At 60.6% G+C, this 13,163-nt stretch carries 8 protein-coding genes; 2 read left to right on the forward strand and 6 right to left on the reverse strand.

Translation table 11 applies throughout. The features are described from left to right. Position 1: 1 nt before the first annotated feature. Complete coding sequence (uca, locus tag FHT86_RS22470; RefSeq protein ID WP_133709678.1) at positions 2–3,538, forward strand: urea carboxylase; 3,537 nt, start codon at positions 2–4, stop codon at positions 3,536–3,538. Next, positions 3,538–5,352 carry an allophanate hydrolase gene (atzF, locus tag FHT86_RS22475; RefSeq protein WP_133709679.1) on the forward strand — a complete coding sequence of 605 codons (1,815 nt, stop codon included), beginning with the start codon at positions 3,538–3,540 and terminating at the stop codon, positions 5,350–5,352. Before uca ends, atzF begins: the two co-directional genes overlap by 1 nt. A gap of 297 nt (positions 5,353–5,649) precedes the next feature. Here atzF and FHT86_RS22480 read toward each other — a convergent pair whose 3' ends face one another. From FHT86_RS22480 to FHT86_RS22505, 6 genes are all read right to left on the reverse strand, one after another. Next, positions 5,650–6,474 (reverse strand): ABC transporter ATP-binding protein, encoded by an 825-nt coding sequence (locus tag FHT86_RS22480; RefSeq protein WP_133709680.1) that lies wholly within the window; start codon positions 6,472–6,474, stop codon positions 5,650–5,652. Further along, positions 6,471–7,460 (reverse strand): ABC transporter ATP-binding protein, encoded by a 990-nt coding sequence (locus tag FHT86_RS22485; RefSeq protein ID WP_133709681.1) that lies wholly within the window; start codon positions 7,458–7,460, stop codon positions 6,471–6,473. The genes FHT86_RS22480 and FHT86_RS22485 overlap by 4 nt, the downstream gene beginning before the upstream one ends. Positions 7,461–7,462: 2 nt before the next feature. Then, positions 7,463–8,320 (reverse strand): ABC transporter permease, encoded by an 858-nt coding sequence (locus tag FHT86_RS22490; RefSeq protein ID WP_133709682.1) that lies wholly within the window; start codon positions 8,318–8,320, stop codon positions 7,463–7,465. Positions 8,321–8,324: 4 nt separating this feature from the next. Continuing rightward, positions 8,325–9,329 carry an ABC transporter permease gene (locus FHT86_RS22495; RefSeq protein WP_133709683.1) on the reverse strand — a complete coding sequence of 335 codons (1,005 nt, stop codon included), beginning with the start codon at positions 9,327–9,329 and terminating at the stop codon, positions 8,325–8,327. 117 nt (positions 9,330–9,446) lie between these two features. Continuing rightward, positions 9,447–11,348, reverse strand: coding sequence for an ABC transporter substrate-binding protein (locus FHT86_RS22500; RefSeq protein WP_133709684.1), 1,902 nt, complete (start codon positions 11,346–11,348; stop codon positions 9,447–9,449). Between the two features lie 202 nt (positions 11,349–11,550). Then, the gene (locus FHT86_RS22505; protein WP_133709685.1) at positions 11,551–13,059 is read right to left on the reverse strand and encodes an alpha-N-arabinofuranosidase; all 1,509 of its coding nucleotides are present in this window, start codon (positions 13,057–13,059) and stop codon (positions 11,551–11,553) included. Positions 13,060–13,163 lie beyond the last annotated feature (104 nt).

Consider the following 13,163-nt stretch of genomic DNA (forward strand, 5'->3'; position numbering starts at 1 on the left):
CATGTTCAAGAAGGTTCTGATCGCAAACCGGGGCGAAATCGCCGTCCGGATCATCAAGACATTGCAGCGCATGGGCATCGCCTCCGTCGCCGTCTATTCCGATGCCGACCGCTTTTCCAAGGCCGTGCTGATGGCGGACGAGGCGGTAAGGCTCGGTCCGGCACCGGCCTCCGAAAGCTATCTCGACGCCGATGCCGTTATCGCCGCCTGCAAGGCGACCGGTGCCGAGGCCGTGCATCCGGGCTACGGCTTTCTTTCGGAAAATATCGGCTTTGCCGAGCGGCTTGCGAAAGAGGGCATCGCCTTCATCGGCCCGACGCCCGACAACATCGCGGCCTTCGGGCTGAAGCACACCGCCCGCGAACTGGCGCGCGAAAGTGGCGTGCCACTGCTGCCCGGCAGCGGACTCTTGGAGACGATCGACGATGCACTGACGGCTGCGACCGGCATCGGCTACCCGGTAATGCTGAAATCGACCGCCGGCGGCGGTGGCATCGGCATGCAGCTCTGCGACGATTCCGTAAGCCTGAAAGCGGTTTTTGAGAGCGTGCAGCGCACTGCGCGCGCGAGCTTCGGCGACGCGCGCGTCTATCTCGAACGCTTTGTCGCCGAGGCCCGCCATGTCGAAGTGCAGATCTTCGGCGACGGCAATGGCCGGGTGATTGCGCTTGGCGAACGCGACTGCTCGCTGCAGCGTCGGAACCAGAAAGTGATCGAGGAGACCCCCGCGCCAGGATTGTCCGACGCGGTTCGGAGCCGCCTGCATGCCGCGGCCATCGCGCTCGGCGTTTCCGCCCACTACCGGTCGGCCGGAACTGTCGAATTCATCTACGATCCAGCACGCGAGGAATTCTACTTCCTCGAGGTCAATACGCGTTTGCAGGTCGAACATCCGGTGACCGAAGCCGTCTTCGGCATCGATCTTGTCGAATGGATGATCCGCCAGGCCGCTGGTGAACACGTGCTCACCGGCAACGAAACCCTCGTACCCAAGGGTGCGGCTATCGAGGCACGCATCTATGCAGAGATGCCGCATGCCGGGTTCAGGCCGAGCGCCGGACTGCTGACCGAGGTCGTCTTTCCGGAAAATGTGCGTGTCGATGGCTGGATCGAGACGGGCACGGAGGTTAGCCCCTATTACGACCCCATGCTCGCTAAGGTGATCGTCAAGGCTAAAGATCGCCCCGCCGCGATCAAGGCGCTCGGCAAGGCGCTCGAAGACAGCATGATTTCCGGGATCGAGACCAATCTCGACTATCTGAAGGCAATCGCGGCTTCGGATCTGCTGTCGAGCGGCAATGTGGCGACGACGGCGCTCAAGGATTTCGACTTCGTGCCTGATGTCGTCGAGGTGATCGCGCCGGGCGCTCAATCGAGCTTGCAGGAGCTGCCCGGGCGACTGGGCCTGTGGCATGTTGGGGTGCCGCCAAGCGGACCGATGGACGAGCGATCCTTCCGCCACGCCAACCGGCTGGTCGGAAACGCCGACGAGACGGCGGCGATCGAGCTCACCGTCTCCGGCCCGATGCTCAAGTTCTTCTCGGATGTGACGATTGCGCTTGCCGGCGCGAACATGCCGATGGCGCTTGACGGCAAGCCCGTTCCACATGACACCGCAATCCTCGTCAAGGTGGGCCAGACGCTAGCGATCGCTGCGATCGTGGGGGCCGGCCAGCGCGCCTATCTCTCCGTTGCGGGCGGGTTTGCGGCCCCTGAGGTGCTTGGTTCGCGCGCAACCTTCGGCCTGGGACAGTTCGGTGGGCATGCGACGGGCACGCTTCGCGCCGGACATGTGCTGCGGCTTGCCCGTGCTCCACAGCCGGTTTCGAAGCCGGCTAATGAACCTGCCCGCTTCTCGCGCAGCTGGGAGGTGGGTGTGCTCTACGGTCCACATGGCGCTCCCGACTTCTTCCTGGAGGAGGACATCGAAACGCTGTTTGCGACCGAATACGAGGTTCATTTCAACAGTGCCCGCACAGGCGTGCGCCTGATCGGCCCGGCGCCGAAATGGGCGCGCACCGATGGCGGTGAGGCGGGGCTTCATCCTTCCAACCTGCACGACAATGCCTATGCGGTCGGCGCGATAGACTTCACTGGCGACATGCCGATCATCCTCGGTCCCGACGGCCCCAGTCTCGGCGGTTTCGTCTGCCCGGCGGTGATCGCGCGTGACGAGCAATGGAAGATGGGCCAGCTCAAACCGGGCGACAAGATCCGCTTCCATGCGGTGAAGCGCACCGAGGACCCGATCGCCGGCCCGGTCGTAAAGCGCATTGGCGACGAGGCCGGTGCCGCGATCATTGGGCGCAACGACGCCGGGCCGGTCCCCGTTGTCTATCGCCGCCAGGGCGACGACAATCTGTTGGTCGAATATGGACCCATGCAGCTCGACATCGCGCTACGTCTGCGGGTGCATCTCTTGATGCAGGCGGTTAAGGACGTGAAGCTTCCGGGCCTCGTCGATCTCACGCCCGGCATACGGTCGCTGCAGATCCACTATGACGGGACCGGCCTCACCCGCACGCGCCTTCTCGGTCTCCTGACCGAAATCGAGGCATCGCTGCCGCCGGCGCAGGCGGTGAAGGTCCCGAGCCGTGTCGTACATCTGCCGCTTTCCTGGAACGATCCCGACGCCGAACTGGCGATGCGCAAGTACCAGGAGCTCGTCCGCCCCAATGCGCCCTGGTGCCCGTCGAACATCGAGTTCATCCGCCGCATCAACGGCCTCGCCGATGAACAGGCGGTGCGCGATATCGTCTTCGACGCCAGCTATCTCGTCCTCGGGCTCGGCGACGTCTATCTCGGCGCGCCGGTCGCCACGCCGATGGATCCCCGGCATCGGTTGGTGACGACGAAGTACAATCCGGCCAGAACCTGGACACCGGAAAACGCCGTCGGCATCGGCGGCGCCTATATGTGCATCTACGGCATGGAAGGTCCCGGCGGCTATCAGCTGTTCGGCCGGACGATCCAGGTCTGGAACACCTGGCGCCAGACGCAGGTTTTCTCCAAACAGAAGCCCTGGCTTCTCGACTTCTTCGACCAGATCCGCTTCTTTCCCGTCAGCCACGAGGAACTGACGGAGGCACGTGCCGCCTTCCCTCATGGGGGCTATCCGATCCGCATCGAGGAGAGCGAATTCTCCTACGCAGCCTACGAGGCGGAACTTGCCGCCAACGCGCAGCCGATCGGCGCCTTCAAGGCCCGTCAGCAATCGGCCTTCGAGGCCGAACGCCAGCGCTGGAAGGATCTCGGTCTCGACAGTTTCTCGGTCGACGAAGGCACCGGTCCTGGGCTTGGGGGTGACATCCCCGAAGGCTGCTTCGGCATCGAAAGCGCAGTCCCCGGCAACGTCTGGAAGATCCTCGTCGAGGAGGGTCAGCCGGTCGTCGCCGGCGAGACGCTCGCTATAATCGAATCCATGAAAATGGAAATCAATGTGACCGCCCATGCCGCCGGCCGCGTCCGCGATCTGCGCGCCGGCCCCGGCCGCAACGTGAAAGCCGGCGATGTCCTCGTCGTGCTGGAGGAAATCTGATGCTCCCTGCCATTCTCGATCTCGCTTCGCTCCAATCCGCCTATGCATCCGGCTTGTCGCCCCTCGATCTCGTCGAGGAGGTGATCCACCGCCGCAAGGCTTCCGACGATCCGGCAATCTTCATCACGCCGACCCCGGACGAAGAACTGCGTGCCGCCGCCAAGGCGCTGATGGCGCTGGCGCCCGATCCAGACACCCTGCCGCTCTGGGGCATCCCCTTTGCGGTCAAGGACAATATCGACGTAGCGGGTCTTCCGACGACGGCCGCCTGCCCGGCTTTCGCCTATCATCCCGACAAGGATGCAACGGTGGTGGCTCGGCTCAAAGCCGCCGGCGCGCTGGTGATCGGCAAGACCAATCTCGACCAGTTCGCCACCGGCCTTAACGGCACGCGCTCGCCGCATGGCGCGCCGCGCTCGGTCTTCAACAAGGATTACGTGTCGGGCGGCTCGAGCTCCGGCTCGGCGGTTGCCGTCGCCTCGGGCCTGGCGAGCTTCGCGCTCGGCACCGACACGGCCGGCTCCGGCCGTGTGCCGGCGGCCTTCAACAATCTCGTCGGCATCAAGCCGACGCCGGGGCTGGTGCCGAATGTCGGCGTCGTGCCCGCTTGCCGCAGCGTCGACGTAGTCACCATTTTTGCTGCGACGGTCGGCGACGGCGTTGCGATCCGCAAGATAATGGAGGGCTATGATGCCGCCGATCCGTTCTCGCGCAAGGCGGCTCCCGCCAACCTGCCTGCCTCCGGTTTGCGGATCGGCGTGCTTGACGGGGCCGAGCGGGAATTCTTCGGCAACAAGCACGTCGAAGCCCTCTATGACGCCGCGATCGAAAGGGCACGCATGCTCGGCGCCATCATCGTTCCCTTCGACTACGCGCCGTTCCGAGAGGCAGCAGAACTGCTCTACAACGGCCCCTGGGTCGCCGAGCGGCTGGCGGCGGTGAAGGACTTTCTCGCTACCAATGCCGGCGATTTCGATCCCACCGTGCGCACTATCATCGAGGGCGCGAAAGCCTATGACGCGGTCGCTGCCTTCGAAGGCAGATATAAGCTCGAAGCGCTGCGCCAAAAGACCAGGGAGGAATGGGAGAAGGCTGATGTCCTGATGCTGCCGACCTCGCCGACCACCTATACGGTCGAAGAAATGATGGCCGATCCGATTGTGAAAAACGGCCATTTCGGCAGGTACACCAACTTCGTCAATCTGCTCGATTGCGCGGCCATTGCCATTCCAGCCGGCTTCGACGCGGATGGCCACCTGCCGGCTGGCGTGACGTTGATTGGCCCGGCCTTTACCGACGATGCCCTCGCCCCCTTCGCCGACGCCATGCACCGGACCTTGAAGGTGGGAATGGGCAAGGACCGCATGGCTGTGATCTCCGAGGCAAGCCGAGTGCCGCCGGCCGATGACGGTTCGGTGCCGATCGTCGTCGTCGGGGCGCATTTGAGCGGCATGCCGCTCAACCACGAACTCACTTCTTCGGGCGGATACCGGCTGAAAATCTGCCGAACGGCTGGTGATTACCGTCTCTTCGCGCTGCCGGGAACCGTCCCGCCCAAACCGGGGATGGTGCGCGACCCGAGTTTTTCGGGCAAGGGCGTGGAGGTTGAGGTCTGGGCGGTATCACCCGAAGCCTTCGGCCGCTTCGTCCAGAAAATCCCCGCCCCACTCGGCATTGGTAAGATCTCACTGGATGACGGCACTGCGGTATCGGGCTTTCTTTGCGAGGCTCATGCCGCTGTGGATGCGCTGGATATCACCGACTTCGGCGGCTGGCGGCGCTATGTTCATGCCAAGGCCGAGATAGCATCGTGAGAAAGGCCCGGTAGGATGAAGACATTATTGCTGAAGATATTGGATGTCATCCTCAACGGATTCGTTGCCCGGACGCTTGCCATTGGGATGCCTCGTCCGCGAAGCGACGGCACGCCTCGTTCGACCGCGTCCGACAACTAGGGCAGCGCTTGTCGTGGAGTTGCCGGCGGAAATTTCACCGGCAATCTCGCCCTCACCATTTTACGATCGGGCAACCGTCAGAACTCACCCGGTTAGCCGGTTGTGTTGCGAACACCACGCCAGTTCCCCGCCTTTTCGGAAGCGGCGAACATGGTTCTACATCACGGAAGATTTCGGAATCTCCGGGGTCGTGGAGAGCACGGCGTCTTTCAGCGCTTGTGAATAGGGATGTTGTGGATTGTCCAGAACGGCCCGCGCTTTACCTTCTTCGACGATCTCGCCCTTCTTCATGATGATGATCCGATCGCTGATGTAATAGGCGGTCGCGAGATCATGGGTAATGTAGATGATCGACAGGCCGAGTTCGTTCTTCAATTGACTGAAGAGATTGACAATCGCCATCCGCAGTGATGCGTCGACCATGGAAACAGGCTCGTCGGCGACCAGAAGCCGTGGTTGCGGTATGAGCGCGCGCGCGATCGCGGTGCGCTGCAATTGGCCGCCCGATAGTTCGTGAGGAAATCGCCCTTTTACCTCAGCCAAACTCAGACCGATATGCGAAAGCGCGACATCGGCCATGCGCTCTACCTCTGCGCGGCTTGGGCGTTTGCCGTCAGGCGCGAAACTCTTTGCCGTTTCGAAAAGATAGCGATCGACCCGCTTCAGCGGATTGAAGGCTTCAAACGGGTTCTGCAGCACTGGCTGGACTTCCCTCATGAAGGCGCGCCGCTCAGCCCTTCCGTGAACCGCAACGGGCCTGCCCCTAAATTCCAGCCGTCCCTCCGTCGGCGCCGTCTGGCCGAGGATCATCGCCGCGATCGTTGACTTTCCCGAACCGGATTCGCCGACGATCGAGAGGATCTCCGGTTCCTCCCCGAGTGTGAGGCTGACATCTCGGACAGCCGTAATATGGCGCCGGCCGAGCAGACCGCCCTGCCGGTAGACTTTGGTGACATGCGAGAGCGAAAGCAGATCGTTCAAGTCCGGTCTCCCGTCACGGCAAAGCAGGCCACGCGCCGGTCCGGCTCGACCGAGACCATCGGTGGCACCTCCCGGCTGCAAATATCCATGCGCTTCGGGCACCTCGGATGAAAACGGCAACCCTCGGGCGGCATGGCAAGATTGGGCGGCCGCCCTTCCAATGAAGGCCGAGCGGATGCGTCGCCGATACGCGGCAGGCTTGCCACCAGATGCTGTGTGTAGGGATGCAGCGGCAGCTGGAAGAGCTTGCGCGTCGGCGCCTCCTCGACCAGGCGACCGGCATAGACGATGCCGATGCGATCGGAGACTGCGGCGTGCACTCCCATGTCATGGGTGACAAACAGGAAGGAGGAGCCCATCTCCCGCTGGATCTCGCGGATCATCGTCAATACGTCGCGCTGCACAATGACGTCGAGTGCCGTGGTCGGCTCGTCGGCGATGATGAATTCCGGTGTCAGAATGGTGGCGAGCGCAATCGTCATGCGCTGGCGCATGCCGCCGGACAATTCGTGAGGATAGGCATCGAGCAACTGCGGATCAAGCTTCAGCCGCTGCAGATGGCTGGCGACCCGGTCGAAGAAGACGGATCTCTCGACCTTCATGTGGCGAAAGGCGAAATCCATGAACGAATGGCGGATGCGCCGCACAGGATTGAGCACGTTCATCGAGCCCTGCATGATGTAGGACAGATGCCGCCATCTGAGGGCCGCCCTCTCATCCGGAGCCATCGCATAGATGTCCTGCGTGCCACCATTGAAATGAAAGGTGACCGAGCCGGAGACGACCCTCAGCGGTGGACGAATGGCGCCGGCGATGGTCTTGATGAGCGTCGTCTTGCCGCTGCTCGATTCGCCGGCGACGCCATAGATCTCGCCGCGAGCGATGGTCAGACTGATATCGTCGACCGCGCGCACTTCGCGATCGATACCGAAGAGGAAAGCCCGGTAATAGGCTTTGAGGTTTTTGACCTCGACTACAGCGTCCATAACTAGCCCCCCATCCGATTCAGGCGACTGCGCGGATCGTTGTATTCGTTCATGGACATCGAGAGGAGGAAAAGTGCCATGAATAGAACGATGATGGCCGCCACCGGCGCGGCAACCCACCACCACGTTCCGGCAATCAGCGCCGAATGTGCGTTCGCCCAATAGATCATCATGCCCATCGTCGGCGTTTCGATATCCGTGAAACCAAGCACCGATAGCGTAATCTCCATGCCGATCGACCAGATCATGTTGTTCATCGTCGTTGCGAAGACGATCGGCAACACATAGGGCAGATGCTCCTGGACGAGAATCTTGTACATGCTCATGCCGGAATAGACGCTCTGGGTCGTAAACGGCCGGCTTTTCAGGCTGATCGCCACGGAGCGGATCAGGCGGGCGTCGTAGGACCAGCCGAGCGAGGCCATCACCAAGATGAGAACGCTCCAAGTCATCCCGTCCTTCAGCACGAAATAGAGCAGGATCAGCAGCGGAAACTGGGGAATGACCATGATGCTGTCATTGATGGCCATCAGCACCCGGTCGACGGCGCCGCCGGCATAGCCCGCCACCAACCCCACCACCAGCGAGATGATACGCGACAGAAACGCGACGCCGATGCCGAAATAAAGCGTGTTGCGTAGAGCGGTGGTGAGCTGCCAGAAGACATCCTGGCCGCGTGACGTTGTGCCCAGCCAATATTGGCCGTCAGGCGGTATGTCGGGCGGCAGAAGATAGATATCGGAAGGGCTGTAGGGCGAGAAGTAGGACAGAACCACCAGCCCGACGATCACTGCGAAGAGCAGCAGGCCGCAAAGGAATTCCGCATTCTGGCGGGCGAGGTCGCGAATGATCGTGAACATGGCCTTATTCCACCTTGATGCGCGGGTCGATCAGCGGACCCAGTATATCGATGATGAACACGGCGGCGGCGACACCGGCAATGGACAGTGCGCTCAGCCCCAGCACCAGGCTGTAGTCGCCGGCGTGCACCGCCGAAATCAGCAGGTTTCCGATGCCCGGATAGCCGAAGACAATTTCGGTGATGACCGTGCCGTTGAAGATCGCACCCAGCGACATGGCAAGCCCGGTGAACTGTGGCACCATGGCGTTGCGGGCGATATAGGACCGCAGGATGCGGTTCTTCGGCACGCCGCCGAGTTCGGCGAAAGTCACATAGTCCTCGGTAATGATATTCGACACCAGCGCCCGCATGCCGATCAGCCAGCCCCCGGTACCGACGAGGATCAGCGACAGCGCCGGCAGGATCGAGTGCCGAAGGATGTCGAGAACGAGCGGAAAGGATAGTTGCAGATCGGTGTTCATTTCATAGCCGCCGTTAATCGGCAGGATTGGCCAGAGATAGCCGAACACAATGATCAACATGAAGGCGAGGATGTAATAAGGGATCGGCTGCATCGCGATGAAGACGAGGCTGACGGCCTTAAGCGCCATGCTCTTGCGATAATAGCCGGCAAGCGCACCGATCATGTTGCCGAGGATGAATGTCATCAACGTCGCAACGGTCATCAGGCCGATGGTCCACGGCAGGGACCGAAGGATGATGGTCGAGACCGGCGTTGGGAATGCGGAGAGCGACGGCCCGAGATCGCCGGTCGCAAGACGGCCCCAAAAATGCAGATATTGCTGCCATACCGAGCCCTCCAGGCCGTAGAGCTCGCGAAGCGACTGGCGCATGAGTTCGACGGCGCGTGGGTCGGACTGCCCCATCTGCTGGATCGCACCGATGCTTTCTTCAACAGGATCGATTGGCGTCAAATGCGTGATGAAGAAGGTCGCTGAAATGCCGAGAAAGACAACGAGCAGGAATTGGCCGAATCGTCTCAATACGAAAATGGGATAGGACGCCATGCCACCGTTTTCCTTGCTGCTTGCACTTGATCTCTCTTCAACAAAGTTCGCCGGACCCGCCATTTGGTCCGGCGAAAGGTGCCTGACGCGGCATTTGCCGCATCAGGGTTGGGAGGACTATGGCTGAGCCGGCTTCAGCTTCACCATCATCAGCCGGGAATTAGCCCAATTAGGAACCGGGTCGGTATAGGGATCGGCAATCGTCGGGTAGCCTTTCCAGTAGGTGGTATCCATCGACGTGAAGACGTTGTAGGACATCAGCGGAATGGTCGGCATTTCGCGAGCGACAAGTTTCAGATAGTCCTTGCCGAGTTCGATGCCCTTCGGATCGTCGGCACTTACCTGACGAATATTCTCGATGATCTTGTCGAGCTCCGGATTGTTCCATCGCTGCCAGTTGCGAGGCGCCTGGTTTTCGCCCTTCTTGGCAACGAATTCCGAATGCCAGCTATCGAGGAAGAACGATAGATCCGGATCGCCACCCCATGTTTCGACGCTCCAAGCAATAGCGACCTGGTAATCACCGGGCTGGAGGGCAACCTGCCAGAGATTTGTCGTGGGCACCGCCTTGGCGTCGATGCCGAAGGCTGCCCATTCCTGAGCAATGAGCGTGCCCGCACGGGTAAAGACCGAGCGTGTGTCGCCTTCCACCGTCAGGCGGATTTTGAAGGGTTTACCATCCGGCGTCATCCATTTGCCGCCGACCTTCTTGAAGCCAGCCTTTTCGAGGAGTTCGCCAGCCGCCTGTGGGTCGGTTTTCCACCAGCCGTAGCCAAAGGCCGTGCTGATGGCATTCGGGTCGGTCGGAATCTGATCCTTGTATTTCGGCTGCTTTCGCAAGATATCCGCGACTTGCTGGCCGATCGTCGGATCATACGGCTTGATCTTGCGTTTGCCGGTATCGATTTCGAAATCCTTGAGCCAGTCTTGCAGCGGCGCCTGGTAATCCTTCATGGCGATAGCCGTCGGCGGAACGCCAAGTGCCGAAAGCGTGGCGGCACCGCGGTAGCTCGCCATGTCGACAGCGCGGATATCAATCAGAAGCGCAAGCGCCCAACGGACATCCGGATTCTGGAACGCTGGATCCTGCGTGTTGAAGATCACTGCCGGCAACGTCGGATCGGGATGGGCAAAGGGGAAGCCTGGGAACCAGCTGTCGATCGACTTTGATTTCTCCTTCAGCGTGAACATGCCTTCGGGCGTGTTGTCATGAATGATATCGAGATTATGCTCCAGCTGGGCGATCGTGCGTTTGTCCGGAGGGCCTGGATCGACATAGGTTACGTATTTAGGGGCAGGTTCGCCAAAGCGGGCAAGCGAGGTCCGCTGCCAGTCATCGCGCTTCTCCCAGGTGTACCACTTGCCCTGTGGATCATAGGCTTTGAGCTTGTAGGCGCCGAGCGAGATCGGATTGGCAAAATCGTAGCGAATTGGATCGGCGACTTTTTCGAAGACATGTTTCGGCATGATCCAGGCGCCGTTCCACCGGACGGTGAAAATGGCGTGGAAGCGCGAATTCGGCTTCTTGAGCTTAAAGACGACTGTATAGGGGTCCGGCGCCTCGACGCTGGCGACCTGTACCGAAAAGGCCGCGCTCCAGTTCATGCCCGGGTGGTCCATCTGGGTCTTGACGGTATAAACCACGTCATCGGCGGTGAATTCCACGCCGTCGCTCCAGTAGATCCCCTTGCGCAGCTTGACCGTCATTTCCGTGAAGTCCGCATTATATTGCGGCTTGTCGGCGGCAAGCGAATTGTCCCAGGTCGAGCCACCAAGTCCCTGTTCAGGGTCGATGTACCAGAGCGTATCCATCGTCAATTGCTGCAGGCCCGTCGAGACACCGCCACCGCCATTGACCCAGATATTGAACCAACCTGGATTCTTGATCGTCCCTTCCGGATTTTCGACGATCAGCGTCTCCTTGCGGGGCAAGGACGTATAATCCTCGGCCTTGGCTGCCGCGACCAGGCCAAGCGTAGCCAGCGCGACACCGAAAGCAAGCTTCTTCCACCTCTGCATGATCTCCTCCCTAGGTTATTCATCGGACGGCATGCGTGCACATTGGCGTGCATGCCGCGGCTTCCAAACTCCCTGCATCAGCTGGACCTGGACAGAGCACGTCCAAATGGCCTTGAACTGACTGCGTTGCCGTCGCCTCCTCGCGACGGCAAGACATTATAGTAAGCCCAGACGCGCATGATTTGCGTCTGGCAACCGGCCGTCAAACCGACAGCCGGATCACGCTATAAGAAAGCGGCTTCAGCGTGGCGCGAAGCCGGCCATCCTCGACCTTCGCGTCGCCTGTTTTCCCGGGAACGACCGTATTGGGGCGGGACGCAGTGTTGACCGCCTCGAGGTTCTCATGAACCATCTCATGTTGCTCGATGACGCGGGCGCCGGGAAAGCCTTCCAGGCGAGTGTCGAGAGCGAGCGCGGTGTCGGGATGGCGGTTTACCGCGAACAGGGTGACTGCATTCGCCGCGACATCATGTACGGCAGAGACATCGAGATAAGGCACATCATCGGCCTCGTCGCTGTCATAGGTCGGACCGTCCGTGACCAGCCGGAGCGCGAAACCACGGCCGTATTTTGAGGCGAAATAAAGCGGATAATAGATCGTCTGCCGCCACGCCGAGCCACCATTCTCCGTCATGATCGGCGCAATGACATTTACGAGCTGGGCGATGCAGGCGATGCGCACACGGTCGGACCGGCGAATGAAGGTGTTCAGAATGCCGCCGACTTGAAGAACGTCCTCGAAATTGTAGACGTCCTCCAAGAGATGCGGCGCGTCGGGCCATTCGTTGCGCGCGAGGATGTCCTTGTCCTGCTGGTTTGAGTGATACCAGACGTTCCACTCATCGAAGGAAATGCCGATCGTCTTCTTCGAGCGCTTCTTGGCCTTGATATAGTCGATCACGCCACCGATTGTGCCGATATAGCGGTCGAGCTTCTCCGCCTTGGCGAGGTAGTTGAGCGTGTTCTTCTCGCGGTTGGCGAAATACATATGCAGAGAGATATGGTCTGCGCTGTCGTAGCACTGCTCCAGAACCTGCGCTTCCCAGTCGGGATAGGTCTTCATGTCCGAATTGGACGAGCCGCATACGACCAATTCCAGCGATTTATCGAAACCGCGCATGGCCTTGGCTGTCTCGTCGGCCAAGCGGCCGTATTCGTAGGCCGATTTATGGCCGACCTGCCATGGACCGTCCATCTCGTTGCCGAGGCACCACAGCTTCACGCCATGGGGATCGGCCCAGCCATGCTTGCGGCGCAGATCCGACCAATAGGTACCGCCCGGATGATTGCAATATTCCAGGAAATTACGCGCCGAATCGAGGCCACGGGAGCCCAGATTGACGGCCAGCATCGGCTTGGTGTTGGCCTTCTTGCACCAGTCGACGAATTCGTTGACGCCAATCTGATTGCTCTCGCGCGTGCGCCACGCAAGATCAAGGCGCACAGGGCGCTCGGAACGCGGGCCTACGCCATCTTCCCAGTTGTAAGCGGAGACGAAATTGCCGCCGGGATAGCGGCAATAGGGTGAATTCAGTTCGCGGACCAGCTCAATGACGTCCTGGCGAAACCCGTCCGCGTCAGCGGTCGGGTGGCCGGGCTCGTAGATGCCGCCGTAGATCGCCCTACCCAGATGCTCCAAAAAGGAGCTGTAGAGCCTGTCGTCGATATCGGCAATTCGGAAATCGCGATGGATGACCACTTGCGCCTTCACGCCTAACCTCCCGTATATATCAAATATTTCGTTCTTATACCTCAATCCTGATATAACTTTCGCAGCCAGTCAACGTCAAATTAGTTGTGATTCAACGCAGAACA

The organism is Rhizobium sp. BK313 (assembly GCF_014193655.1).
Classification (GTDB): domain Bacteria; phylum Pseudomonadota; class Alphaproteobacteria; order Rhizobiales; family Rhizobiaceae; genus Rhizobium.

What these genes read in the sequence shown, in the direction of transcription:
- uca (WP_133709678.1), top strand. Translation starts at nt 2, where the DNA reads ATGTTCAAGAAGGTTCTGATCGCAAACCGGGGCGAAATCGCCGTCCGG.
- atzF (WP_133709679.1), top strand. Translation starts at nt 3,538, where the DNA reads ATGCTCCCTGCCATTCTCGATCTCGCTTCGCTCCAATCCGCCTATGCA.
- FHT86_RS22485 (WP_133709681.1), bottom strand. Translation starts at nt 7,460, where the DNA reads ATGGACGCTGTAGTCGAGGTCAAAAACCTCAAAGCCTATTACCGGGCT.
- FHT86_RS22490 (WP_133709682.1), bottom strand. Translation starts at nt 8,320, where the DNA reads ATGTTCACGATCATTCGCGACCTCGCCCGCCAGAATGCGGAATTCCTT.
- FHT86_RS22495 (WP_133709683.1), bottom strand. Translation starts at nt 9,329, where the DNA reads ATGGCGTCCTATCCCATTTTCGTATTGAGACGATTCGGCCAATTCCTG.
- FHT86_RS22500 (WP_133709684.1), bottom strand. Translation starts at nt 11,348, where the DNA reads ATGCAGAGGTGGAAGAAGCTTGCTTTCGGTGTCGCGCTGGCTACGCTT.